The 24,178-nt window shown below is 72.5% G+C and carries 22 protein-coding genes; 17 read left to right on the forward strand and 5 right to left on the reverse strand.

Features of this window, described 5'->3' with window-relative positions:
* Window positions 1–2 precede the first annotated feature (2 nt).
* The 4 genes from EV284_RS13395 (at window position 3) to EV284_RS13415 (ending at window position 5,369) form a co-directional block, all read left to right on the forward strand.
* On the forward strand, window positions 3–737 hold the full coding sequence (locus EV284_RS13395; RefSeq protein WP_130333630.1) for a hypothetical protein: 735 nt from the start codon (window positions 3–5) through the stop codon (window positions 735–737).
* Window positions 738–801: 64 nt separating this feature from the next.
* Complete coding sequence (locus tag EV284_RS13400) at window positions 802–1,647, forward strand: DegV family protein (protein WP_130333632.1); 846 nt, start codon at window positions 802–804, stop codon at window positions 1,645–1,647.
* A gap of 534 nt (window positions 1,648–2,181) precedes the next feature.
* Window positions 2,182–2,883: a ComEA family DNA-binding protein gene (locus tag EV284_RS13410; protein ID WP_347402191.1), complete on the forward strand. Its 702-nt coding sequence runs from the start codon at window positions 2,182–2,184 to the stop codon at window positions 2,881–2,883.
* A complete protein-coding gene (locus tag EV284_RS13415; RefSeq protein WP_165425521.1) occupies window positions 2,880–5,369 on the forward strand; it encodes a ComEC/Rec2 family competence protein in 2,490 nt (829 codons plus the stop codon). The genes EV284_RS13410 and EV284_RS13415 overlap by 4 nt, the downstream gene beginning before the upstream one ends.
* On the opposite strand, the gene EV284_RS13420 is transcribed toward EV284_RS13415, so the two are convergent.
* Both EV284_RS13420 and EV284_RS13425 read right to left on the reverse strand, forming a co-directional pair.
* Window positions 5,320–5,568, reverse strand: coding sequence for a hypothetical protein (locus tag EV284_RS13420; protein WP_207229021.1), 249 nt, complete (start codon window positions 5,566–5,568; stop codon window positions 5,320–5,322). The genes EV284_RS13415 and EV284_RS13420 overlap by 50 nt on opposite strands.
* Window positions 5,565–5,861, reverse strand: coding sequence for an ATP-binding protein (locus tag EV284_RS13425; protein ID WP_347402192.1), 297 nt, complete (start codon window positions 5,859–5,861; stop codon window positions 5,565–5,567). Before EV284_RS13425 ends, EV284_RS13420 begins: the two co-directional genes overlap by 4 nt.
* A 580-nt stretch (window positions 5,862–6,441) precedes the next feature.
* On the opposite strand from EV284_RS13425, the gene EV284_RS13430 reads away from it, so the two are divergent.
* Window positions 6,442–7,434: a hypothetical protein gene (locus tag EV284_RS13430; protein ID WP_347402193.1), complete on the forward strand. Its 993-nt coding sequence runs from the start codon at window positions 6,442–6,444 to the stop codon at window positions 7,432–7,434.
* Window positions 7,419–7,958: a GNAT family N-acetyltransferase gene (locus tag EV284_RS13435; protein ID WP_130333640.1), complete on the forward strand. Its 540-nt coding sequence runs from the start codon at window positions 7,419–7,421 to the stop codon at window positions 7,956–7,958. The genes EV284_RS13430 and EV284_RS13435 overlap by 16 nt, the downstream gene beginning before the upstream one ends.
* A gap of 224 nt (window positions 7,959–8,182) precedes the next feature.
* Here EV284_RS13435 and EV284_RS13440 read toward each other — a convergent pair whose 3' ends face one another.
* On the reverse strand, window positions 8,183–8,800 hold the full coding sequence (locus tag EV284_RS13440) for an HAD-IA family hydrolase (RefSeq protein ID WP_165425541.1): 618 nt from the start codon (window positions 8,798–8,800) through the stop codon (window positions 8,183–8,185).
* Between the two features lie 161 nt (window positions 8,801–8,961).
* Here EV284_RS13440 and EV284_RS13445 point away from each other — a divergent pair, with 161 nt between their 5' ends.
* Window positions 8,962–9,903, forward strand: coding sequence for an amidohydrolase family protein (locus EV284_RS13445; RefSeq protein WP_130333644.1), 942 nt, complete (start codon window positions 8,962–8,964; stop codon window positions 9,901–9,903).
* A gap of 139 nt (window positions 9,904–10,042) precedes the next feature.
* Here EV284_RS13445 and EV284_RS13450 read toward each other — a convergent pair whose 3' ends face one another.
* Window positions 10,043–10,987 carry an amidohydrolase family protein gene (locus tag EV284_RS13450; RefSeq protein WP_130333646.1) on the reverse strand — a complete coding sequence of 315 codons (945 nt, stop codon included), beginning with the start codon at window positions 10,985–10,987 and terminating at the stop codon, window positions 10,043–10,045.
* Between the two features lie 58 nt (window positions 10,988–11,045).
* Between EV284_RS13450 and EV284_RS13455 the strand changes: the two genes are divergently transcribed.
* From EV284_RS13455 to holA, 6 genes are all read left to right on the forward strand, one after another.
* Entirely contained in the window at window positions 11,046–11,537 is a 492-nt protein-coding gene (locus EV284_RS13455; protein WP_130333648.1) for a MarR family transcriptional regulator, read from the forward strand.
* 106 nt (window positions 11,538–11,643) lie between these two features.
* On the forward strand, window positions 11,644–12,759 hold the full coding sequence (locus EV284_RS13460; protein WP_130333650.1) for an FAD-dependent monooxygenase: 1,116 nt from the start codon (window positions 11,644–11,646) through the stop codon (window positions 12,757–12,759).
* 82 nt (window positions 12,760–12,841) lie between these two features.
* Window positions 12,842–13,633, forward strand: coding sequence for an arylamine N-acetyltransferase (locus EV284_RS13465; RefSeq protein ID WP_130333652.1), 792 nt, complete (start codon window positions 12,842–12,844; stop codon window positions 13,631–13,633).
* Between the two features lie 117 nt (window positions 13,634–13,750).
* Entirely contained in the window at window positions 13,751–14,641 is an 891-nt protein-coding gene (locus EV284_RS13470) for a YceI family protein (protein WP_130334698.1), read from the forward strand.
* Between the two features lie 54 nt (window positions 14,642–14,695).
* Entirely contained in the window at window positions 14,696–14,941 is a 246-nt protein-coding gene (locus EV284_RS13475; RefSeq protein ID WP_037856065.1) for a hypothetical protein, read from the forward strand.
* A gap of 138 nt (window positions 14,942–15,079) precedes the next feature.
* Window positions 15,080–16,069 carry a DNA polymerase III subunit delta gene (holA, locus tag EV284_RS13480; protein ID WP_207229022.1) on the forward strand — a complete coding sequence of 330 codons (990 nt, stop codon included), beginning with the start codon at window positions 15,080–15,082 and terminating at the stop codon, window positions 16,067–16,069.
* A gap of 246 nt (window positions 16,070–16,315) precedes the next feature.
* Here holA and rpsT read toward each other — a convergent pair whose 3' ends face one another.
* Complete coding sequence (rpsT, locus tag EV284_RS13485) at window positions 16,316–16,582, reverse strand: 30S ribosomal protein S20 (protein ID WP_030814907.1); 267 nt, start codon at window positions 16,580–16,582, stop codon at window positions 16,316–16,318.
* Window positions 16,583–16,810: 228 nt separating this feature from the next.
* Here rpsT and lepA point away from each other — a divergent pair, with 228 nt between their 5' ends.
* From lepA to hemW, 4 genes are all read left to right on the forward strand, one after another.
* Window positions 16,811–18,688, forward strand: coding sequence for a translation elongation factor 4 (lepA, locus tag EV284_RS13490; RefSeq protein ID WP_130333656.1), 1,878 nt, complete (start codon window positions 16,811–16,813; stop codon window positions 18,686–18,688).
* 280 nt (window positions 18,689–18,968) lie between these two features.
* Complete coding sequence (locus tag EV284_RS13495; RefSeq protein WP_130333658.1) at window positions 18,969–20,843, forward strand: AMP-dependent synthetase/ligase; 1,875 nt, start codon at window positions 18,969–18,971, stop codon at window positions 20,841–20,843.
* 170 nt (window positions 20,844–21,013) lie between these two features.
* A complete protein-coding gene (locus EV284_RS13500; RefSeq protein WP_207229051.1) occupies window positions 21,014–22,879 on the forward strand; it encodes a SpoIIE family protein phosphatase in 1,866 nt (621 codons plus the stop codon).
* 59 nt (window positions 22,880–22,938) lie between these two features.
* Window positions 22,939–24,171 (forward strand): radical SAM family heme chaperone HemW, encoded by a 1,233-nt coding sequence (gene hemW / locus EV284_RS13505; protein ID WP_130333660.1) that lies wholly within the window; start codon window positions 22,939–22,941, stop codon window positions 24,169–24,171.
* Window positions 24,172–24,178 lie beyond the last annotated feature (7 nt).

Below are 24,178 nucleotides of genomic sequence, written 5' to 3' on the forward strand. Positions count from 1 at the left end.
CCATGGAAGCAGTGATCACCGTGTTCGCCGTGCTCTTCGTGCTGCTCGTCGTCCTCGGCACCTACGCCACGGTGAAGGCGGTCACCGCCGCCAAGCGCAGCGTGGACCGCACCATCGCCCAGGGCCGCCGCACGGTCGAGGACCACACCCTGCGCGCCAAGTCCCTCACCCGCCCCGGCCCCGCCGGCGAGATCGCCCAGCTCCGGCTCACCCTGCGCACCTCCATGCGCGCCACCCAGGACGCCCTGCACGCCGGCCCGGCCGAGGACGCCTCGCTGAAGGAGTCCCTCGGCCTCTTCGAACGTCTCAGCGTGCACGGCCGCGAGCTGGACGTCGTCCTCAAGCACCTGGAGTCCGAGCCCGACCGGGCCACCCTCACCGCCCGCCTCCCCGAGCTGCGCACCCGGACCGAGCGCATCACCGCCTCCGCCGACTCCCTGCGCTGGGCCGCCCGCGACCGCGCGAGCCGCTTCGCCGAGGACGACCTGGACGCCCTCAGCTCCCAGATCGACATCGAGGCGGGCGCCCTGCGCCACTGGACCGACGCGACGTCCCAGGCCACCGCTCCCTGGCCCGAGGCCCCGGCCGACAGCGACGAGGCGGCGAGCCGCCGCCAGACCTGGCCCCGCGAACGGGAAGGCCGCCCCGAACCGGAGGACCGGGCCGCCATCACCCCGCCCGCCGCCCGGCCCGCCTACCCCTGGCAGAAGAAGCCCCGCCCGGAGAGCACCGCCTGATCCCCGGCGCCCTCCTCCGGGGCTGGACTGCCGTGCCGGAGCCACGGCAGGTAACCTCCAGCTCATGTCCCGCCATGTCGCTATCGTCACCGATTCAACGGCCTACCTGCCGCCGGGGCTGATGGAGCGCCACGGCATCACCTCGGTGCCGCTGACCGTGGTCCTCGGCGACCAGGCGCTCGAAGAGGGCACCGAGATCTCCACCCGCTCCCTGGCCCAGGCCCTGCAGAAGCGGCGCCCGGTCACCACCTCCCGCCCCAGCCCCGAGGAGTTCGCCCGCACCTACCGCGAGGTCGCGGAAACGGGCGCGGACGGCATCGTCTCCCTGCACCTCTCCGCCGAGCTGTCCGGCACCTACGACGCCGCCGTACTGGCCGCCCGCGAGGCACCGGTACCCGTCCGGGTCGTCGACACCGGCATGGTCGCCATGGCCCTCGGCTTCTGCGCCCTGTCCGCCGCCGAGGCCGCGGAGGGCGACGGCACCGTCGACGACGCGGTGACGGCCGCCGAGAAGCGCGCCGCGGGCACCTCCGCCCACTTCTACGTCGACACCCTCGACTACCTCCGCAGGGGTGGCCGCATCGGCACCGCCCAGGCACTCCTCGGCTCCGCCCTCGCCGTGAAGCCGCTGCTCCGGCTGGAGGACGGGCGGATCGAGCTGCTGGAGAAGGTGCGTACGGCGTCGAAGGCGATCGCCCGGCTGGAGGAGATCGTGGTGGAGCGCGCGGCCGGTGCGGAGGTGGACATCGCCGTGCACCATCTGTCCGCGCCCGAGCGGGCCGGGTTGTTGGCGGATCGGTTGCGTGAACGGGTGGGCGGGCTGGCGGAGTTGCATGTCAGCGAGGTGGGGGCGGTGATCGGTGCGCATACGGGGCCCGGTTTGCTGGGGGTTGTGGTTTCGCCGCGGTGAGGGGGCCTGCGGCGCTTGGGGCGGTCGACGGAAGCGGTCTGCGGGGGCCTTCGGTTGGGGCGGGCGTGGCGCGTGGGGCCGGGGATGGAGTGGCGCGCCGTCGGGGAGGGCGCTGGCGTGGCTCGTGTGGGTGACGGAGTTATCCACAACCGGGGGCTTTTCCACGGGATTTGACCAAGATCCACTTTCTGGGGCCGGGTGTCCGATCCTCGGCTCATGACACTTCGATCACTGACCCGCGCAGCCTCTCCGACCAGCGGTCCCGGCAGGGGGCCGTCCTCCGACAGCCGTACGCGGTACCGGCGTCCCACCGAACGGGGGCGCGGCCGGCATCGGGCGCCGGTGCCGGGGGAGGAGGTACGGCGACGGGCCGGGCAGTTGTTCGGCGAGGCTCCGGGGGAGTCGGGGAGCGGGCCGCCTGGGGGCTTGGACGCGAGGGTTCGGGGTGCGCGGGTTCTCGGGGTGCGGGGTCCGGGTGCGCGAGCCCACGGTGCGGAGGTCCACGGTGCGGAGGCCCTGGGGGCAGGGACTTTGGTGGGCGAGGGCCGGTTCGGCGATACCGGCCGGCGGGAGCGGATTCTGCTCGCGCTGCGGGACCGGGTGCCGATGTGGGTGCAGGCGCGGTGCGGGGTGGAGCGGCGGGGGGTGCTGGCGCTCGGGGCGGTGCTGGTGCTGGCCGCGGTGCTTGCCGGTCAGCATTTCTGGGCGGGGCGCACGGAGAGCGTGAGCGCGCCGCAGACGGTGCGGGAGGCTCCGGCGCGGGTGAAGGGGGCGGGGAGTGTCTCCGCGTCCGCTTCTCCCGGCGGGCAGATCATGGTGGACGTCAGCGGAAAGGTGCGTGATCCGGGGGTTCGGCGGCTGCCGTCGGGGTCGCGGGTGGCGGACGCGCTGCGGGCTGCCGGGGGAGTGCGGCCGGGGGTGCGGGCGGAGGGGCTGAACCGGGCCCGGTTCCTGGTGGACGGGGAGCAGATCGTGGTGGGGGCGCCGGGCGCGCCGCCTCCGGCAGGGGTGGGTGCGGCGGCGCCGGCCGGTGGGGGACCTACGGCTCCGGTCTCGCTCGGTACGGCGACGGCGGAACAGCTCGACACGCTGCCCGGTGTGGGCCCGGTGCTGGCTCAGCGCATCATCGACTACCGCACCCGGCACGGCGGGTTCCGCTCGGTGGACGAGCTGCGCCAGGTGGACGGCATCGGTGACCGGCGTTTCTCGGATCTGCGGGCACGGGTGGGGCCGTGAGGGCCGAGTCCGACCCCGGCTGGAAAGGCGACTCCCATCCCCGTCAGGAGGGCCCGGTCGACCTGCGGCTGGCAGGGCCCGCGCTCGCCGCGTGGGCGACGGCGGCGCTGGTCCTGGACGTTCCGCTGGCGTGGTGCCTGGGGGTGGCGGGCGTGTGCCTCGCCGCCGGGGTCGCGCTGCTCGGAGTGGGGTCCGCCCGGTACCGAGCTCCGGTCGCGGCGGTGCTGCTGTGTGTCGCCGCGTCCGCCGTCTCGGCGGGGCTGCACGGGGCCGACGTACGGCGCGGGCCGGTGCCGGAGGTGGCGCGGAGATTCGGCACGGTGACGGTCGAGGTGGAGCTGACCGGCGACCCGTGGCTGAGCAGGCCCCGCGTGCGGGGGGATCACGCGGCGCCGGTGGGGGTGCTGGCGCGGGGTGAGGTGCGGAGGGTGGGGGAGGAGGGGGTGGGGGGAGGGGAGGGGGCCCTCACCCGAAGCCCGGTACTCCTCGTGGTGGACGCGGACGTACCGGCGCCCGGAGCCCGAGGCGCCGGACCCGAGGCACGTGCCGCCTGGCTCCGCCTGCTTCCTTCCACCCGGCTCCGCCTGACCGGCAGACTCGCACCGCCCACGACGACCGGCGACCGTACCGCCGCGGTCCTACGTGTACGAAGCCGGCCGTCCCCGGAAATCACAGCGGGCCCCACCCCACCGCAGCGCCTGGCAGGCCACCTCCGAGCCGGACTGCGCGAAGCGACCGGAGAACTCCCCCCGGACGCCCGCGCATTGCTGCCCGGCTTGGTCGTGGGCGACACCTCCCGCATCACCCCCGAACTGGACGATGCCTTCAAGGCGACCGACCTCGCCCACACCCTGGCCGTCTCCGGAAGCAACCTCACCATCCTGCTGGCCCTCCTCATCGGCCCACCGGGCATGGCCGGCCTCGCCGAACGCCGGGGCCTCGCCCCCTTCCTGGGCCTGTCCCTTAGGACCACCGCCCTGCTCGCGGGCGTCCTGACCCTGGCGTTCGTGATCGTGTGCCGCCCGGACCCCAGCGTGCTGCGTGCGGCGGCGTGCGGCTCGGTCGCCCTGCTGGCCCTGGCGACCGGCCGCCGTAGATCGCTCGTACCGGCGCTGGCCGCGGCGGTACTCCTGCTCGTCCTGTACGACCCCTGGCTGAGCCGGAGTTACGGCTTCGTCCTCTCGGTCCTGGCGACCGGCGCGCTGCTTCTGCTGGCGCCGCGCTGGAGCGAGGCGCTGCTACGGCGCGGGGTGCCCGCCCGGCTCGCGGAGGGGCTGGCCGCGGCCGCGGCGGCGCAGGCGGCGTGCGCGCCGGTCGTGGCGGTGCTGTCGGCGCGGGTGAGCCTGGTGGCGGTGCCGTGCAACCTGCTGGTGGAGCTGGCCGTGGCCCCCGCGACCGTACTCGGGTTCGCGGCGCTGGCGGCGGCACCGGTGTCGATGCCGTTGGCCAAGGCGCTGGCCTGGTGCGCGAGTTGGCCCGCCGGATGGATCGCCACTGTGGCCCGTACCGGTGCGGCCCAGCCCGGCGCGGGCGTGGACTGGCCGGGAAGCTGGCCGGGGGCGCTGCTACTGGCCGCCCTCACAGTGGCTCTCGCCCTCCTCGGCCGCCGCCTGATCCGCCACCCCTGGTGGTGCGGAGCCCTCGCCCTGCTCCTCCTCCTGGTGGTCGTACGCCCCGCCCCGCTGACCCGCGCGGTCACCGGCTGGCCCCCGCCCGACTGGCGGTTCGCCATGTGCGACGTCGGCCAGGGCGACGCCACCGTCCTGTCCGCCGGACCCGGCACCGCTGTCGTCGTGGACGCCGGCCCCGACCCGGCACCGGTCGACCGCTGCCTGCGCGAGCTGGGCATCACCCGCATCCCCCTGATCGTCCTCACCCATTTCCACGCCGACCACGTAGGAGGGCTCTCCGGAGTCCTGCGAGGCCGCTCGGTGGCCGCGATCGAGAGCACGGCCTTCGCCGAACCCGCCGACCAGGCCGAGTCCGTACGCCGCGAGGCCGCCGCCCGCCACATCCCCCTCACCACGGCAGCGGCGGGCGAGGAACGCCGGGTCGGCCCCCTGGCCTGGCGCGTCCTCTGGCCCCAGGCGGACGCGCCGGTGGCCCCCGACGGCCCGAACGACGCCAGCATCACCCTCCTGGTCCGCACAGCGGGCCTCCGCCTGCTCCTCCTGGGCGACCTGGAACCCCCCGCCCAGCGGGAGCTGTTGCGCACGCCGGAGACGGCCGACCTGGCCCGGGTGGACGTCCTGAAGGTCGCCCACCACGGCTCCGCCTACCAGGACCCCGCCCTCCTCCACCTCGCCGCGCCTCGCCTTGCCCTCATCTCCTGCGGCACCGGAAACCCGTACGGCCACCCGGCCCCCACGACCCTGGCGGCCCTCCGCTCCACCGGAGCCACGGTGCTGCGCACGGACCGCGACGGCGCGCTCGCCCTCACGGGGACGGGCGGGCCGCACGGAGGGATGAAGGTGATGCGGGATTGAGGACGGGACCGCTGACCTGCTCCTGCTCGGGCGTGATGACGCTCAGCCTCTCCGGGTCCTCGGCCACCCAGGTCGGGCCGCCACCCGCGTGCGGCCGAAGGATGTACCGGGAACCGCGCTGGACGTCGGTCACGATGGCCTTCCTGCCGTTGGCCCCGTCGCGTACCGCGTCACCCACCCAGGGCTTGCCGTCCTTCATCGCCCCTCCACCCACAGCTCGCCCCACACCTGCTTGCCCCACGCGTACATCTCGGTGCCCCACCGGGCCGTCAGCCTGTCCACGATCAGGAGGCCGCGCCCCCGTAAGGGGTCGCCCGTGAACTCGGTCCGCAGGATCGGCAGCACCTTCGACCGGTCGACCACCCCCAGCCGGACCACGTTCGCCGTCGGTCGCCCGACGATCACCCGGATCGAGGCGCACCGGGCGTACTCGACGGAGTTGGCCACCAGCTCCGACACGACGATGACGGCGTCCTCGACCACCCCGTCCATGCGCCACGCCACAAGAGCGGTCCGAACCAGCCTGCGCGCCTCGGCGGCGCTTTCCGGTTGCCGGGGAAGTCTCTGGGAGTACCCGGGGTGCCCTGTGGGGCGGGGTGTGACGGTCACTGTCATCGGGACCTCGAACAGGTAGGGGAACCGCATATCTGGTGGCTCCGGAGCGGCTGTGTCGCGTCGTCCCAGTCAACGGCCGCCCGACCTGGAGCAGCAGGAAAAATCGGCCCGCCGCGGACGCGGGGGAACCGGAAATTTCTGTGCGCTTCCAGCTCACTGACAGGCACTCGGTCACTACCGTGAGTACGTGGAGGAGAACGAGAGCCTCATCAGTGCCATGCAGGAAAGAGCGCTCACCCAGACCGAGTTGGCCGAGCGGGTGAACGACCATCTGATCCGTGCCGGGCACGAGGGCACGGTCAGTGACAGGACCGTCCGGAACTGGGTGACCGGAAAAACCCGCTGGCCTCACCCCCGCCAACGGCAGGCTGTAGAGGCAGTATTCGGATGTACCGCCGAGAAACTGGGCTTCAGGCCACCACAGCGACGGCGCCCCTCGAACGATCCGGAGAACCCCGTGGACCGCAGGAACTTCCTCGCTGCCGCCACCGGTACGACGGCCTCCGCCGTCGCCCCCTTAGCCGGAGCCCCTCCGCGCGTCGGCACCTCCGATGTCATCCGTCTTCGCCGGGGCCTGGACGCCTTGATGGAGGTGGACCGCAGCAGAGGCGGTCACGAGGGCTTGGAGCGGGCCGCGCTCTCCGGAGCCGAAGAGGCCCTGACGAAGCAGAAGCTCGGCGCCACCCAGCGCATCCGGCAGAGGCTCTTCTCCGTGGCCGCCGACTACACCGCCACCGCCGCTCGGAGCGCTATCGACGCCCGGCGGATGGACCGGGCCTCCCAACTTCTCAGCCGCGCCCTGTACCTGGCCGGCATGGCCAAGGACCCGGTCGCCGAGATGAGGGTCTGGAACTCGTACGCGATGCTCGCCCACCACCGGGAAGAGTTCGCCGAAGCCGTTGACGCGGGATACGCGGCGCAGGGAACGGCCATCGCCCGGCGGACTCCTTTCTTCGCATCCCTGGCCCACGCTCGTACGGCCATCGGGCATGCGAACCTCGGCAATCGGCAGGCCGCCATTCGCTCCCTCGGGTACGCGGAGGACGCTCTGAGCAAGGCAAACGCCCACGGGCCCACCCCGAGCTGGATCGCCTTCTACGGACCGGCTGAACTGATGGCCATGACGGCGATCGTCCGGGGCCGCATCGGGGATGCCGCCGAGTCCGAGGCGGCCTCCCACAAGGCCCTGAGCGCGATCCCGGAGGAGTTCCGCAGAAACCGGGCTCTGGCCACGGGCCGCCTTGCCCTGGCCCAGCTCCACCAGCGCGACGTCGACCAGGCGTGTTCCACGGCCTCCACGGTGTTCACACTGATGTCGGGGCACCCGATCCCCGGACGCATGAGATCTCTTCTCGGCGACTACTACCGGGACTTGATCACCCTTGCGCCCGACGCCACGATCGCCCGAGAGTGGGGCGACCGCTACCGCACGGAATGGAGTCGCCTGTGACCGCCGCTGGGCTGGACATCCGCCACTTCGGGACCGAGGACCTGGCGGAGATCCGTCAGACGATCATCGACCTGCACGCCGCAGCAGCCGGGCCGGACCGGGACGACGACTTCAAGAAGAAGTTCCCCTGGTTCGTGGATCACTGGGGCGGCAAGGAGGGTTACGCCTGCGTGATCGCGTACAACGGTGCGGAGCCGATGGGCTTCGCCTACGGCGCCCCGTCGGACGAGGGCCGGGAGTGGTGGCGCGAGTACGTCGACGAAGTCCCCGAGAAGCACCGGACATTCGCCTTCTCCGAGCTGGCCGTCCACCCCTCCAAACGCAAGCAGGGCGTCTCGGACGCGCTGACCCGCGCGCTCTTCGAGGACCGCCCCGAGGATCTCGCGGTCCTCCTGGTCGACGTGACCCACCCGCGCGTGCAATCCCTGTACGAGGACTGGGGTTTCAAGAAGATCGGCGAACGCCGGCCCTTCCCCGACTCCCCGGTCTACGCCGTCATGCTCGCCGAGTTGCCCTTGCGGTAGCCCTCAGGTGAGGAAGCGGTCGTGCGGGAGGGCGCGTAGCGGATGTACTCCGACAGCGGCTCGGAGACGACCCGCGCCCGCGTGCCCGCACGCCCCGCCCCACAGCCTCGGCCACCGAGGAGTGGAAGTCGTTCCACCACTCGTCCCGGTTCTCCCGACTGCCGACCGGCTCGCCAGGCGGCGAACGGACTACTGGACCGGGCAGCCCGACGGTCCGGACCGTCTCAGCGGTCCAGCAAGACCCCCAACGCCCCACGGAGATCAGCAGGTTCGCGATAGTGCACGCCGGTCATGCCGAGCCCGACCGCGGCTTGCACATTCTCCAGTCGGTCGTCCACGAAGAGACACCGGTCCACGGCAACTCCCGCCTGGGCGGCCGCGATCTCATAGATCCTCCGGTTCGGCTTGACCACGCCCACCCGAGCACTGCTGACGACGTGGTCGGCGAGATCCGTGAGTCCGAGCAGGGCCAGATCGTCCTCCAGTTCCACGGACGCGTTGGTCACCAGCACCAAGGGCATGTGCTTCCGTGCCCGGGCAAGCAGGTCGACCACGACGTCGTCGGCCCGAAACGGCGAGTTGGCGAACGCCGTCCCGAGCGCACGCGCCTGGGCCTGCGACACCTGGCCTGCTAGGCCGAGTGCGATGGACTCCCCCCACTGTTCCTTGGTGATCTCACCGAGGAGCAGTGGGAGGTCCGTCTCCGGCGCGAAGGCCACCCTCTCGGTGGTTCCCTCCGCCAGCCCGGCACCGCGCTCCAGTCCTGCCAGCTCCGTCGTGTCGTAGAAGCGGATCACGTTGTCGAGGTCGCACAGCACTGCGTCGAACGGCCTGCCGGGCATCTTGGAAAGCGTCACTGTCCTCAGGTAGCACAGCGGCGCAGCGATCGATACCTCTGATGGAGCAAGACGCGCCCGGCGGACGCGAACACCCCGCTCCCGGCCTCGAATCGCGGAAGCGCCCTCCGCGGGCTACGTTCCGGAAGAGACCGGGAGGGAGTCCGATGCCGAACGCTGCCCGTGTCGATGTGCATACGCATGTAGTGCCCCCCTTCTGGGGCGACGCGTTGCCGAGTCATGGCGGAGATCCGTCGGGCTGGGCCACCCCCGCCTGGAGTCCGGAGGCGCATCTGGCGTACATGGACGACCAGAAGATCGCCACCAGTGTCCTGTCGCTGACCGCGCCCAGTGTGGTCGGCTGGCAGGGGCAGGCGCGCCGGGACATGGCGCGCGGGGTCAACGAGTACGTGGCCGAGCTGGTCGGCCGGTACCCCGACCGGTTCGGGAACTTCGCCACGGTCCCGCTGCCGGACGTCGAGGGCGCAGTGGCCGAGGCCGAGTACGCGCTGGACGAGCTGGGCGCCGACGGAGTCGTGCTGCTGAGCAACTACGAGGGTGTCTACCTGGGCGACGCGAGGTACGCGCCGCTCTGGGAGGCGCTGAACCGGCGGTCGGCCGTGGTGTTCATCCATCCGGGCCACCCGCTCGTCTCGCCGCTGCCGGAGGTGCCGGGGCCGCTCGTGGACTACCCCTACGACACCACCCGGAACGCCGTGCAGATGGTGTTCTCCGGGGTGCTGAACCGCTACCCGGACGCGAAGATCATCCTGGCTCACGCGGGCGGGTTCGTCCCCTACGCGGTGATGCGGTTCTGCGAACTCCAGCCGGCCCTCGACCCCGAGGGACCCACCACCGAGGAGCTGCTGGCGAAGTTCCGGCTCTTCTACTGGGACACCGCCCTGTCCTCCGGGCCGGACGCCTTCCCCAGCTTCCTGGCCTTCGCGGACCACGAACGCATCCTCTTCGGCAGTGACTTCCCCTACGCCCCCGCGCCCGTAGCGGCGGCGTTCAACCGGCTGCTGGACACGCGCAGCGGCCTCACGGACGAGCAGAAGACCGCCTTCGACCACGGCAACGCCAAGAGGATCTTCGGCCGCCTCGCCTGAGGCCGCCCCGCCTGAGGCCGCCCCGCCTGAGGCCGCCTCGCCTGAGGCCGCCCCGCCCGAGGCAGGCCGCCCCGCCCGAGGCTGCCCCGCGACGCACCGATGCCCCGCACCGGCGGTGCGGGGCGTCCCGGTGGAGTGGTCAGCGGGCGAGGCGGGGGAAGAGCGCCTCGGCGTTGCCGCGGTCGACGGCCTCGGCCTGGCCGGGCGCGAAGTCCTGGTAGGTCTCCAGGAAGTGGTTGTAGTAGGTGCCGGCCTCCGTCGGGGCGAAGGGCCAGTCGCTGCCGTAGAGGACGTGGCCGGGCTCGGCGAAGGCGAGCAGGGCCGGCAGGGCGGAGGGGCTCGCGGACAGGGCGGTGTCGAAGTAGAACCGCTTCAGGTCGCGCAGGATGTCCTCGGCCCTGCGCTCCCGGTCCACGACGGTGGAGGTCAGGCCGGTGAACCGGTACGCGGCGTAGGGCAGGAAGCCGCCGCCGTGGGACAGGATGACGCGGACGTCGCGGTAGCGGTCCATCACACCGTTCAGCACCATGTTCAGGGCGGTGCGGGTGGTGTCGAAGACGTAGTCCGCGAGCGGCGCCGGGGTGCCCGGCAGCAGCGGCATCGGGGGCTGCGCGGGGTGCACGAAGACGTTCGCGGCCCGGCGGTCCAGTTCGGCCCACAGCGGCTCGAAGTCCGGGTCGCCCAGGTACTTGCCGTGGGCGTTGGACATCAGGACCACACCGTCGGCCCCGAGGACGTCGAGCGCGTACACGGCCTCCGCCACAGCGGCGTCCACGTCGGGCAGCGGGATGCTGGCGAAGTGGCCGAAGCGGTCCGGGTGGTCCTTGACGACCTCGGCGCCGTACTCGTTGACGGCGCGGGCCAGGCCGCGGGCGTCGGCGTCGTCACCGAGGTGGACGCCGGGCGAGGTGACGGACATGACGCCGGTGGCGATGCCCTGCTGGTCCATCATCGCGATCGCGCTCTCCGGGCTCCAGTCCGGGATGGCCCAGCCACCGGAGTTCAGGCCGCGCGCGGCCAGGGTCCCGGCCCAGACCGGCGGGACGATGTGGTGGTGGACATCGATGCGTGCGGGGAAGTCCATGACTCAAAGCCTCCTAAAGCTTAGCTTGCTAACGACTTCATTTAGTAAGCTAACAGTCATGCGAGACATCAGCAAGCGCGACGAGGGCGAGGCGGGCGTACGGGAGCTGGCGCAGGCCGCCGACCGGCTGTTCTACGCCATGCGCCGCTCCCGGGCGGCCACCATGGGCCGCGCCGGGACCGGACTGTCCATGGCCCAGCTCACCCTGCTGGAACCGCTGGCCGCGGACGCGGAGGGCGAGGGGCTGCCGGTCGGCAGGCTCGCCGTCACCGCCGAGGTCAGCGTCCCCACCGCCACCCGGATGCTCAAGCAGCTCGAGACGGCGGGCGTGGTCACCCGGCAGCGCTCCCCGCACGACGAACGCCAGGTCCTCGTCCGCCTCACCGCCGACGGCGCCGACCGCCTCGCCGCCATGCGCGCCGAACTCCGCTCACGCCAGTCCGAGGCCCTCTCCCACTTCACCCCCGCCGAACGCCACGAACTCGCCGCCCAGCTCCAGCGGTTGGCCGCCGTCATCGGCGACACGGTGCCCCAGCCGGGCGACGCGTAGAGCACCACGCCGCCGTGCTCATGCGTGTCGTCACGCTGTCGGCCGGGCCGGGTGACTGTCGGCCTCGTGTCGGAGCTCTGTCGGCCGGGCTTGCGAGCTTGGGCCCATGAGCATTCACGTCACGATCATCGGCGCGGGACTCGGCGGCCTCACCCTCGCCCGCGTTCTGCACGTCCACGGCATCCGGTCCACGGTCTACGAGGCGGAGACCTCCCCCACGGCACGCGCACAGGGCGGCCTTCTCGACATCCGGGACTACAACGGCCAGCCCGCGCTGCGGGACGCCGGTCTGTACGACGAGTTCCGCGCCCTCATCCTCGAAGGGCGCCAGGCGACACGCGTCCTGAGCCCGGAGGCCGAGGTGCTGCTGGACCTGCCCGACGACGGCACGGGCACCAATCCCGAGGTGCCGCGTGGCGAACTGCGGCAGATGCTGCTCGACTCGCTGCCGGCCGGCACCGTGCGGTGGGGCCGCAAGGTCACCGGAGTCCGCGGGCTCGGCGGCGGCCGTCACGAGGTCGCCTTCGCCGACGGCACCACGGTCGGCTCGGAGCTGCTGGTGGGCGCGGACGGCGCGTGGTCGCGGGTCCGGCCGCTGCTGTCCGGCGCGACGCCCGAGTACACCGGCGTCTCCTTCGTGGAGACCCACCTGCTCGACGCCGACACCCGGCACCCGGAGAGCGCGAAGCTGGTCTGCGACGGCTCCACGATGATCCTCGCGCCGGGCAAGGGAGTTCTGACGCACCGGGAGCGGGGCGGGAACCTGCACACCTGGGTGATGCTCCTCCGGCCGCGCGACTGGTTCGACGGGATCGACTTCTCCGACTCCGCCGCCGCGCTCGCGCACATCGCGCACGAGTTCGACGACTGGGCTCCGCGGCTCACCGCGCTCGTCGCCGACGGCGACACCGCGCCGGTGCCGCGCCAGATCCACGCCCTGCCCGCCGAGCACCGCTGGGACCGCACACCGGGCGTGACGCTGCTCGGCGACGCCGCCCACCTCACCGCCCCGAACGGCGAGGGCGCCAACCTCGCCCTCTACGACGGCGCCGAACTCGGCAAGGCCATCGCGGCACACCCGGGCGACGTGGAGGCCGCGCTCACCGCGTACGAGCGCGAGATGTTCCCGCGCAGTGCCGCGGCCGCGCTGGAGGGGGTCGATCTCCGCGAGATGCTGGGCAAGGACACGCCGCACCACCTGATCAGCCTGTTCACGGAGTAGCGGGTCACTTCCGCGGGCCTTCGGGGGTACGCGTACGCCGCGACGCGGGACCATGCGCCCCGCCGCCCGCCACACTGGCCCCATGAACCCCACCCAGACCGACGCCTACCTCCGGCGCCTCGGCGCGGAGCGCCCCGCGCGGGCCACCGCCGACGCCCTGCGGGAGCTGCACCTGCGCCACCTGCGAGCCGTGCCCTTCGAGAACCTGTCGATCCACCTCGGCGAGCCCGTCGTCCTTGAGGAGGACGCGCTGCTGGCCAAGGTGGCCGGGGGCCGCAGGGGCGGCTTCTGCTACGAACTCAACGGGGCCTTCGGCCTGTTGCTGGCCGCGCTCGGTCACGAGGTCCAGCTCCTCGCGGGACGGGTGCACGGGGACGGGGGCCTCGGCATCCCGTACGACCATCTCGCCCTGCGCGTGCGGACGGTGGACGGCGAAGACCTGATCGCCGACGTGGGGTTCGGCGCGCACAGCCACGGTCCGCTGGCCTTCGGTGAGCGCGGGGACCAGGCGGACCCCGGCGGCACGTTCCGGGTGGTGGAGGCGGGCGACGGGGACCTGGACGTCCTCCGGGACGGCAAGCCGCAGTACCGCCTGGAGACGCGCCCCCGCACGCTCGCCGACTTCCGCGCCGGAGCGTGGTGGCACTCGACCTCGCCGGAGTCGCACTTCACCCAGTCCCTGGTGTGCTCGCGGATCACGGACGACGGCGGGCGGATCACGCTCAGCGGACGGACGTTGACGACCACGGATGCCGAGGGGCGGAAGGAGACGCGGGAGCTGGGGACGGACGAGGAGGTGCTCGCGGTGTACCGGGACGGGTTCGGGATCGGGCTGAGTCACGTGCCCACCGTCCGGGACGGCCAATTCGGGTGACTTCCGGCGCATGGGCCGTACTCCCGTGATGTGGGCCCGTTTTGCTCGAAAGCCACATCGGTGATCGAATGACTCTTCGACAATCGCAGAGGGTCAAGGCGCACGGGAGTGGCGTACATGTTCGGCCGGTGGCTGGAGAAACGAACGGACCGGGTCCACCGGACGAGTCCGCTGGCGGCGGTCCGCACCCCGGCCGACGCGGGCGTACTGAGCTGCCGGGTGCTCGATCCGGTCAACCAGCCGGTCGCCTCCGCCGAGTTCACGGTCAGCGACAGCCTCGGCCGCAAGGTCGTCACCGGCGGCACCGATCCGTACGGCTCCTTCATGGCGACCGTCCCGGCCGGCGAGTACCGGCTCGCGGTCTCCGCCGAGGGGTACACGCCCTACCGGGCCACGGCACTGGTCGCGGAGAACTCCCTCGCCTCGCTCGGTGACGTGACCCTCCAGGTGGCGCCCCCGGCCGAGCCCCCCATGCGGGGCGACTGGGACGTCGACCCGGTCCACTCCTCCATCGTCTTCACCGCCCGGCACATCGGACTGGCCCGTATCCACGGGCGGTTCAACTCCTTCGCGGGCGCGGTACGGATCGCCGACCGGGTCGAGAACTCGGCGATGCACGTGGTGATCGACGCGGCCTCCATCGACACCGGGGTGCGGATGCGCGACGACCACCTGCGCTCGCCCGACTTCCTGGACGTGGGGCGCTACCCGACGCTGGAGTTCTACAGCGAGCGGTTCGTCCGCCGGGGCGGCAACCGCTGGGCCGTCACCGGCGGACTCTCGCTGCACGGCGTGACCCGCACCGTGACCCTCGACACCGAGTACCTCGGCCTCGGCAACGGCATGGAGGGCGAGACCCGCGCCGCCTGCCGCGCCACCACCGAACTCCACCGCGACGACTACACGATCAACTGGCAGACCCTGCTGGCCCGCGGCATCGCGGCGATCGGGCCGAGCATCCGGGTCGACCTGGACGTGCAGGTCGTGCCGCGCGTGCTCACGGGCTGAGCGTCGGCCGGCCTCCGGGGCACCCACCCTCGCGCCGTACCGGACAATGGCCGCGTGAGTGATGTGAGACATGTGCTGGTGCTCCCCGACCGTGACGCCGCCGAGGAGGCGGCCGAGGCGCTGGGGGCGCGGTTCGGCGTCGACGAGGAGCCCCGGCTCGTCCGGGACGCGCTGGCCGGCGAGGACGACGCGGAGGACGCCCAGTGGCTGCTGGTCCTGCGCGACGAGGCGGCCCGGCTGGACCCCGCCGAACTGGACGCCTTCGCGGCCGAGTGGGAGGGCTGGCGGGAGGAGCCGTGAGCCGGCACCCGCACCTCGGGCGAAGCGCCCGCGTCACGCGCCCCCCACGCCCCTGACCCCCGCCTCGGGGTCCGCTCCGGGGCCGGCCAGGGTGCACGCCCCGCTTGGTTGTCGGTGCCGCGTGGGATGCTGTCAGTGATGGCAAGAAAGACTGCGAATGACGACCCTCTCGCCCCGGTGACCCTTGCCGTGGGCCAGGAGGACCTCCTGCTCGACCGTGCCGTGCGGGAGGTGGTGGCCGCCGCTCGGGCCGCCGACGCCGACACGGACGTACGCGACCTCACCCCGGACCAGTTGCAGCCCGGCACCCTCGCCGAGCTGACCAGTCCCTCGCTCTTCGCCGAGCGCAAAGTCGTGGTCGTACGCAACGCACAGGATCTCTCTGCCGACACGGTCAAGGACGTCAAGGCGTACCTCGGCTCGCCCGCCGAGGAGATCACGCTCGTCCTGCTGCACGCGGGTGGTGCGAAGGGCAAGGGGCTGCTGGACGCGGCCCGTAAGGCGGGCGCGCGCGAGGTCGCCTGCCCCAAGATGACCAAGCCGGCGGACCGGCTGGCGTTCGTCAGGGGGGAGTTCCGGGAGTTCGGGCGGTCCGCGACGCCCGAGGCGTGCCAGACGCTGGTCGACGCGATCGGCAGCGACCTGCGCGAACTGGCCTCCGCGGCGGCCCAGCTCGTGGCCGACGTCGAGGGCACGATCGACGAGGCCGTGGTCGGCCGGTACTACACCGGCCGCGCCGAGGCATCGAGCTTCACCGTCGCCGACCGGGCGGTGGAGGGGCGCACGGCGGAGGCGCTGGAGGCGCTGCGCTGGTCGCTGTCGACCGGGGTGGCGCCGGTGCTGATCACCAGTGCGCTGGCCCAGGGCGTGCGGGCCATCGGCAAGCTGTCCTCGGCGCGCGGCGGCCGGCCCGCCGACCTCGCCCGTGAGCTGGGGATGCCGCCGTGGAAGATCGACCGGGTCCGCCAGCAGATGCGGGGCTGGACTCCGGACGGGGTGTCCGTGGCGCTGCGCGCGGTCGCGGAGGCCGACGCCGGCGTGAAGGGCGGCGGTGACGACCCCGAGTACGCGCTGGAGAAGGCGGTCGTGACCATCGCCAGGGCGGCCCGCTCCCGAGGGCGGGCCTAGGGGGGCGCGGGCCGAGCGGCACTCCTCGGTCCCTGCCACCCCGCACCCCCGCTGAACCGGGGCACCCCCAGGCATGCCGAAGGCCCCGGCGCCTCCTTGGGAGAGGAGACCGGGGCCTTGGGACCAAGATGCTGAAGCCACACCCGCGTGGCGAACGCAGGCCGCGTGTGGCTTCGGGATGCCGGACGGGAGCGGATAGAGAGGGCCCGCTCGTGAGTCCCTCCGGCGGTCAGATCAGAAGGAGGTTCAGCCCTTGAGGTCCGCGACCTTGGCCGAGAGCGCCGACTTCTTGTTGGCGGCCTGGTTCTTGTGGATGACGCCCTTCGAGACGGCCTTGTCGAGCTGACGCGCGGCAGCGCGCTGGTACTCGGTGGCCTTCTCGACGTCACCCGCGGCAGCGGCCTCACGGGCCTTGCGGATCGCGGTCTTCAGGGAGGACTTGACGGCCTTGTTGCGCAGCCGAGCCTTCTCGTTGGTCTTGATCCGCTTGATCTGGGACTTGATGTTCGCCACGAAAGGAGCCTTTACAGGTTCAGGCACGGGCCCGCGAAAGGTCCCGTACCGGTGATCCAGAAATTTGTCGTCGCGCCTCGCGCTGAGAGGGCATGAGGCACAGCGCTCTACAGTACCAGCGGCCCCGACGGCGGCCCAAAACGCTCCCCGGTCGCTCCCCGTGGGACCATGGAAGCTACGTATCGATCCGACCCGAGGCATAAGGCGCCTCAAGAGACAGGACCCTGCGTGCCCGCGACCCCTAACAATGTGCCCGAGCCGAGCCGTACCGCCCCGGCTCTGATCCGCAACTTCTGCATCATCGCGCACATCGACCACGGCAAGTCCACGCTCGCCGACCGGATGCTCCAGCTGACCGGCGTGGTCGAGCAGCGGCAGATGCGTGCTCAGTACCTCGACCGGATGGACATCGAGCGCGAGCGCGGCATCACGATCAAGTCCCAGGCGGTGCGTCTGCCCTGGGCCCCGACCGAGGGCCCCGACCAGGGCACGACGCACATCCTCAACATGATCGACACGCCGGGCCACGTCGACTTCACCTATGAGGTCTCGCGGTCGCTGGCCGCCTGCGAGGGGACCGTCCTCCTCGTCGACGCCGCCCAGGGCATCGAGGCCCAGACCCTCGCCAACCTGTACCTGGCGATGGAGAACGACCTCAAGATCATCCCAGTGCTCAACAAGATCGACCTGCCGGCCGCGCAGCCGGAGAAGTTCGCCGAGGAGCTGGCGAACCTGGTCGGCTGTGACCCCGACGACGTGCTGAAGGTCTCGGCGAAGACCGGTCTCGGCGTCGACGCGCTGCTGAACAAGGTCGTCAAGGAGATCCCGGCCCCGGTCGGTGACGCGGACGCCCCCGCCCGCGCGATGATCTTCGACTCGGTCTACGACTCCTACCGCGGTGTCGTGACGTACGTCCGTGTCATCGACGGCCAGCTCAACAGGCGTGAGCGCATCCGGATGATGTCCACCGGCGCCACCCACGAGCTGCTGGAGATCGGCGTCAGCTCGCCGGAGATGCTCCCGGCCGACGGTCTCGGCGTCGGTGAGGTGGGCTACCTGATCACCGGTGTGAAGGACGTCCGCCAGTCCAAGGTCGGTGACACCGTCACCAGCCAGGCCAAGGGCGCCACCGAGGCGCTCGGCGGCTACAAGGACCCGAAGCCGATGGTCTTCTCGGGCCTGTACCCGCTGGACGGCTCCGACTACCCCGAGCTGCGCGAGGCGCTGGACAAGCTCCAGCTCAACGACGCCGCCCTGGTCTACGAGCCGGAGACCTCCGCCGCCCTCGGCTTCGGCTTCCGCGTCGGCTTCCTCGGCCTGCTGCACCTGGACGTGATCCGGGAGCGGCTGGAGCGAGAGTTCGGCCTCGACCTCATCGCCACCGCGCCCAACGTGGTCTACCGCGTGGTCATGGAGGACGGCACCGAGCACACGGTGACCAACCCGAGCGAGTTCCCCGAGGGCAAGATCGCGGACGTGTACGAGCCGGTCGTGCGCGCCACGATCCTCGCGCCCTCCGAGTTCATCGGCTCGATCATGGAGCTGTGCCAGACCCGGCGCGGCACCCTGCTCGGCATGGACTACCTCTCCGAGGACCGGGTCGAGATCCGCTACACCCTGCCGCTCGCGGAGATCGTCTTCGACTTCTTCGACCAGCTCAAGTCCAAGACCCGCGGCTACGCCTCCCTGGACTACGAGCCCACGGGCGAGCAGAGCAGCTCCCTGGTCAAGGTCGACATCCTGCTGCACGGCGACAAGGTGGACGCCTTCTCGGCGGTCACCCACAAGGACCAGGCGTACGCCTACGGGGTCCGGCTCGTCGCCAAGCTGCGCGAGCTGATCCCGCGGCAGGCGTTCGAGGTGCCGATCCAGGCCGCCATCGGCTCGCGGGTCATCGCCCGCGAGACCATCCGCGCCATCCGCAAGGACGTCCTCGCCAAGTGCTACGGCGGTGACATCTCCCGTAAGCGGAAGCTGCTGGAGAAGCAGAAGGAGGGCAAGAAGCGGATGAAGATGGTGGGTTCCGTGGAGGTTCCCCAGGAGGCGTTCATCGCCGTGCTCTCCAGCGACGACGGCGCCGGAAGCTCGGGCAAGGGCAAGAAGTAGCCCGCGACCGCGCCGGGTTGTCGGAGCGAAACGGGCAAAGTGGGGCCCGCCGTACACGCGTACGGCGGGCCCCCGCTCGTGCGGGGGGCCGTCCGGGGCCGGATCTCGATGGGGTTGCGGTGCGAAGTGACAGGCCGTGGCCTCTTACGCGGTGGCCGGTCGCCCCTTACCCTGATCCCTGCTCGCTAGTTACTCGCGGGTTAAACAACAGCTTCCCACCAGCGTGAGTCCACCCAGCCGCACCGAGTCAGCCGCACCGTCGCGGGCCCCGGAGGATGTCGTGAGCGACACACAGACCCTGATCGAGAACCGTCCGCCGTCCGTGGCGGCCCTCTTCCTGGAGCGCGTGGCGGCCACACCGGACGCCGAGGCGTACCGGTACCCGGTACCGGCGGCCTCCGGCGAGGGCCCCGACGAGTGGCGGTCGCTGACCTGGGGACAGGCGGCGGAGCGGGTCAACGCGATCGCGGCCGGCCTGATCGACCTGGGGATCGAGTCCGAGCAGCGGGTGGCGCTCGCCTCCTCCACCCGCGTCGAGTGGATTCTGGCCGACCTCGGCATCATGTGCGCGGGCGGTGCCACCACCACCGTCTATCCGCAGACCAACGCCGACGAGTCGTCGTTCATCCTGTCCGACTCCGACAGCCGGGTGCTGATCGCGGAGGACGCCGCGCAGGTCGCCAAGGCGCTGGAGCGGCGGGCCGAGCTGCCCTCGCTGACCAAGGTCGTCGTGATCGACCCGGCCGGCGCCGAGACGGGGGACTGGGTGATCACCCTCGCCGAGCTGGAGAAGCGCGGCACCGCCTACCTGGAGCGGCACCCCGAGCTGATCAAGGAGCGGGTCGGCGCGATCACCCGCGAGCAGCTCGCCACCCTCATCTACACCTCCGGCACCACCGGCCGCCCCAAGGGCGTGCGGCTGCCGCACGACAACTGGGCCTACATGGCGCGGGCCATCGGCTCGACCGACCTGGTCTCCGCCGACGACGTGCAGTACCTCTGGCTGCCGCTCGCCCACGTCTTCGGCAAGGTGCTCACCTCCGGCCAGATCGAGGTCGGCCACGTCACCGCGGTCGACGGCCGGGTGGACAAGATCATCGAGAACCTGCCCGTGGTCCGGCCGACCTACATGGCCGCCGTGCCGCGCATCTTCGAGAAGGTCTACAACGGCGTGGCCGCCAAGGCCCGCGAGGGCGGCGCGGCCAAGTACAAGATCTTCCAGTGGGCCGCCGAGGTCGCCCGCGAGTACGCCAAGGCGTCCCAGGACAGCTTCCGCCGCACCGGCACCGCATCCGTGCCGTTCGCGCTGGCCGCCAAGCACAAGGCCGCCGACGCCCTGGTCTACGGCAAGCTGCGCGAGGCGTTCGGCGGCAGACTGCGCGCCTGCGTCTCCGGCGCCTCCGCCCTCGCCCCCGAGATCGGCTACTTCTTCGCCGGCGCCGGTATCCACATCCTGGAGGGGTACGGCCTCACCGAGACCTCCGCCGCCTCCTTCGTGAACCCCGGCGAGGCCTACCGCACCGGCACGGTCGGCAAGCCGCTGCCCGGCTGCGAGGTGCGCATCGCGGACGACGGCGAGATCCTGCTGCGCGGCCCCGGTGTCATGGAGGGCTACCACCAGCAGCCCGAGAAGACCGCCGAGGTGCTGGAGTCCGACGGCTGGTTCCACACCGGCGACATCGGCGAGCTGTCCGCGGACGGGTATCTGCGCATCACCGACCGCAAGAAGGACCTCATCAAGACCTCGGGCGGCAAGTACGTGGCGCCCGCCGAGGTCGAGGGCCAGTTCAAGGCGGTCTGCCCCTACGTCTCCAACATCCTGGTGCACGGCGCCGACCGGAACTACTGCACCGCCCTCATCGCGCTCGACGAGCCCGCGATCCTCCAGTGGGCCGCCGAGAACGGCCTGGAGGGCAAGTCGTACGCCGAGGTGGTGGCCGCGCCGCAGACCGTCGAGCTGGTCGACGGGTTCGTGAAGCAGCTCAACGAGGGGCTGCAGCGCTGGCAGACCATCAAGAAGTTCCGGCTGCTGCCGCGCGACCTCGACGTGGAGCACGGCGAGATCACGCCGAGCCTGAAGCTGAAGCGGCCGGTGGTCGAGCGGGAGTACAAGGGCCTGATCGACGAGATGTACAACGGGGCCCGCGAGGCGTGAGCGGCACCCGCCGGGGTGGTTTTTCGGCCGCCCCGGCGGGTTCTCTTTCGGCCATGACCGGAATTGAGCGTGTTCTGGCCGGGCGATAGCGCAGTTCGCCGTCACGAGCGTTCACTTCGGTGACTCGGTGCTTATGCGTCCCGCCTGTCTGTCACCCTGGCCGCATGGACATGGCGGCCATACCCGTGCAGCGGGCGGGCGGCGCCGGAGCGGAGGAGGCGCCGGCGCCCTCCGGCACGCGTCCGCTCGCCGAGGGCCGGGCCACCCTCCCCGGCAGCCCCGCCGCCCCCGGCTCGGCGCGCGCGCTCGTCCGCGCCGCCTTCGCCGACTGGGCCGGCCTCGGCCTCACCGGCCCCGACGGCGCCGCCCGGCTCGGCGAGGACGCCACCGCGGTCGTCAGCGAACTCGTCACCAACGCCGTCGTCCACGCCGGCACCGAGGTGGAGGTCGGCTGGCGGCTGGAGGAGAGCGGCGCCTTCGTAGTGGAGGTCCACGACCAGCACCCCGCGCGCGCCCCGCGCGACCCCGCCGACGAGGCTCCGTACGAGACGCCCGAGCACGGGCGCGGGCTGCGGCTGGTCGCCACCCTCGCCGAGTCCTGGGGCGTCACCTACCGCACCGGCCGCAAGACCGTCTGGGCCCGGCTGCCGCCCGGCGGCACCGAGGAGCCCGCCGGCCCCGCGCCCGCCCCCGCCCTGATCGCCGCCGAGGCCCTCGCCCCGCAGCCGCAGCGCGCCGCGGGCGACCGGGACTGGCTCGGCCGGGGCGCGCTCTCCTTCCTCGCCGAAGCCTCCGACCTGCTCGCCGGGCAGCTCGACGAGAACCTGGTCGCCGCTCTCACCGGCCAGCTGATCGTGCCCCGCCTCGCGGACTGGTGCGCGATCTGGCTGGAGGACGAGGCGACCGTGCGCGGTGGCGGCGACGGCCCCGCCCGCGTCTGGCACACCAGCGAGGCCCGCACCGAGGACCTCCAGCGGGCCCTGGAGAAGGAGCCGCCGCGCTCCCGCCACACCGTGCGCTCCGGCCCCGAGCCCTACCCCTGGCCCGGCACCGCGCTCGGCCCCGAGGGCACCCACGGCACCGCGCTCGCCTACCGGCTGATCGCCGGAGGCCGCCCGCTCGGCACCCTGCTCATCGGCCGCTGCGGACTGCTCGGCTTCCCCGACGAGGTCACCGGCCTGGTCGAGGACCTCGGCCGCCGGGTCGCCCTCGCCATCGGCGCCGCCCGCCAGTACGCCCGCCAGGCCACCATCAGCGCCGTCCTCCAGCGCGGCCTGCTGCCCGGCGCGGTCGCCGAGATCCCCGGCATGACCAGCGCGCTGGTCTACGAACCCCGCGACCAGGGCGGCCCCAGCGGCGACTTCTACGACCTCTTCCCGGCCGGGCACGGCCGCTGGTGCTTCGCCGTCGGCGACGTCCAGGGCAAGGGCCCCGAGGCCGCCGTCGTCATCGGCCTCGCCCGCCCCTGGCTCCGGCTGCTCGCCCGCGAGGGGTACGGCGTCGCGGACGTCCTCGACCGCCTCAACCAGCTCCTCCTGGACGACGCCACCGAGGCCGCCGACGCCGCCGCCCGCGCCCTGATCGCCGCCGGAGGCGGACCCTTCGCCCCCGGCGACGGCCCGCAGACCCGGTTCCTGTCCCTGCTGTACGGCGAGCTGACCCCGGTCGAAGGCGGCGTCCGCTGCACCCTCGCCTCCGCCGGGCACCCGCTGCCCCTGGTGCTGCGCCCCGACGGCCGGGTCAGCACCGCCGCCCGCCCGCAGACCCTGCTCGGCGTCGTCGAGGACGAGACCTACACCTGCGAGACCATCGAGCTGCACCCCGGAGACAGCCTGCTGTGCGTCACCGACGGCGTCACCGAGCGCCGCTCCGGCACCGACCAGTTCGACGACGGCGACGGCCTCGCCCGCGCCCTCTCCGGCTGCACCGGCCTGAGCGCCGAGCGCATCGCGGACCGCATCCGCGACCTCGTGCACGGCTTCGGCGAGGACGCCCCCGAGGACGACCTCGCCCTGCTGGTGCTCCAGGCACAGTGAAGACGGGCGGCGCAGCGCGGTGAACCGGGTCCCGCGCGCGGTGCGGGACAATGGAGGACATGCCTTCCGCACTCCCCGACGGCGAGTCCGTCCCCGACGACGGCGCGCTGCCCGCCGCCGCGCTCGCCGGTGCCGCCGAGCGGCCCCTCGGGTTCTATCTGCACGTCCCGTACTGCGCCACCCGCTGCGGCTACTGCGACTTCAACACCTACACCGCCACCGAGCTGCGCGGCACGGGGGGCGTGCTCGCCTCGCGGGACAACTACGCGGACACCGTCGTGGACGAGATCCGGCTCGCCCGCAAGGTGCTCGGCGACGACCCCCGCGAGGTCCGTACGGTCTTCGTCGGCGGCGGTACACCCACCCTGCTGGCCGCCGGTGACCTGGTACGGATGCTGGGCGCGATCCGGGACGAGTTCGGCCTGGCGCCCGACGCCGAGATCAGCACCGAGGCCAACCCGGACTCCGTCGACCCGGCCTACCTGGCCACCCTGCGCGAGGGCGGCTTCAACCGGCTCTCCTTCGGCATGCAGAGCGCGAAGCCGCACGTGCTCCAGATCCTCGACCGCACCCACACCCCCGGCCGCCCCGAGGCATGCGTGGCCGAAGCCCGCGCGGCCGGCTTCGAGCACGTCAACCTCGACCTGATCTACGGCACCCCCGGCGAGTCCGACGACGACTGGCGCGCCTCCCTCCAGGCGGCGCTCGGCGCGGGCCCCGACCACATCAGCGCCTACGCCCTGATCGTCGAGGAGGGCACCCAGCTCGCCCGGCGCATCCGGCGCGGCGAGGTCCCGATGACCGACGACGACGTGCACGCCGACCGGTACCTCATCGCCGAGGAACTGCTCACCGCGGCGGGCATGCACTGGTACGAGGTCTCCAACTGGGCCACCTCCGAGGCGGCCCGCTGCCTGCACAACGAGCTGTACTGGCGCGGCGCCGACTGGTGGGGCGCGGGCCCCGGCGCCCACAGCCACGTCGGCGGGGTGCGCTGGTGGAACGTCAAGCACCCCGGCGCCTACGCCGCCGCCCTCGCCGCGGGCCGCACCCCGGGCGCGGGCCGCGAAGTGCTCACCGAGGAGGACCGCCGGGTCGAACGCGTCCTCCTGGAACTCCGCCTGCGCGACGGCGTCCCGCTGTCCCTCCTGAAGCCCGCCGGTCTGGCCGCCGCCGCCCGCGCCCTGACCGACGGCCTCCTGGACCCCGGGCCCTACGCCAAGGGCCGGGCCGCCCTCACCCTGCGCGGACGCCTGCTGGCCGACGCGGTGGTGCGGGACCTGGTGGACTGAGCCGGGC

This window comes from Streptomyces sp. BK022 (genome assembly GCF_004217355.1).
GTDB classification, from domain to species: domain Bacteria; phylum Actinomycetota; class Actinomycetes; order Streptomycetales; family Streptomycetaceae; genus Streptomyces; species Streptomyces griseoluteus.

What these genes read in the sequence shown, in the direction of transcription:
- EV284_RS13445 (WP_130333644.1), top strand. Translation starts at nt 8,962, where the DNA reads ATGCCGAACGCTGCCCGTGTCGATGTGCATACGCATGTAGTGCCCCCC.
- EV284_RS13425 (WP_347402192.1), bottom strand. Translation starts at nt 5,861, where the DNA reads ATGGACGGGGTGGTCGAGGACGCCGTCATCGTCGTGTCGGAGCTGGTG.
- EV284_RS13435 (WP_130333640.1), top strand. Translation starts at nt 7,419, where the DNA reads ATGGAGTCGCCTGTGACCGCCGCTGGGCTGGACATCCGCCACTTCGGG.
- EV284_RS13400 (WP_130333632.1), top strand. Translation starts at nt 802, where the DNA reads ATGTCCCGCCATGTCGCTATCGTCACCGATTCAACGGCCTACCTGCCG.
- EV284_RS13500 (WP_207229051.1), top strand. Translation starts at nt 21,014, where the DNA reads ATGGCGGCCATACCCGTGCAGCGGGCGGGCGGCGCCGGAGCGGAGGAG.
- EV284_RS13395 (WP_130333630.1), top strand. Translation starts at nt 3, where the DNA reads ATGGAAGCAGTGATCACCGTGTTCGCCGTGCTCTTCGTGCTGCTCGTC.
- EV284_RS13420 (WP_207229021.1), bottom strand. Translation starts at nt 5,568, where the DNA reads ATGAAGGACGGCAAGCCCTGGGTGGGTGACGCGGTACGCGACGGGGCC.
- EV284_RS13470 (WP_130334698.1), top strand. Translation starts at nt 13,751, where the DNA reads ATGTTCGGCCGGTGGCTGGAGAAACGAACGGACCGGGTCCACCGGACG.
- EV284_RS13465 (WP_130333652.1), top strand. Translation starts at nt 12,842, where the DNA reads ATGAACCCCACCCAGACCGACGCCTACCTCCGGCGCCTCGGCGCGGAG.
- holA (WP_207229022.1), top strand. Translation starts at nt 15,080, where the DNA reads ATGGCAAGAAAGACTGCGAATGACGACCCTCTCGCCCCGGTGACCCTT.
- hemW (WP_130333660.1), top strand. Translation starts at nt 22,939, where the DNA reads ATGCCTTCCGCACTCCCCGACGGCGAGTCCGTCCCCGACGACGGCGCG.
- EV284_RS13440 (WP_165425541.1), bottom strand. Translation starts at nt 8,800, where the DNA reads ATGCCCGGCAGGCCGTTCGACGCAGTGCTGTGCGACCTCGACAACGTG.
- EV284_RS13455 (WP_130333648.1), top strand. Translation starts at nt 11,046, where the DNA reads ATGCGAGACATCAGCAAGCGCGACGAGGGCGAGGCGGGCGTACGGGAG.
- EV284_RS13460 (WP_130333650.1), top strand. Translation starts at nt 11,644, where the DNA reads ATGAGCATTCACGTCACGATCATCGGCGCGGGACTCGGCGGCCTCACC.
- EV284_RS13450 (WP_130333646.1), bottom strand. Translation starts at nt 10,987, where the DNA reads ATGGACTTCCCCGCACGCATCGATGTCCACCACCACATCGTCCCGCCG.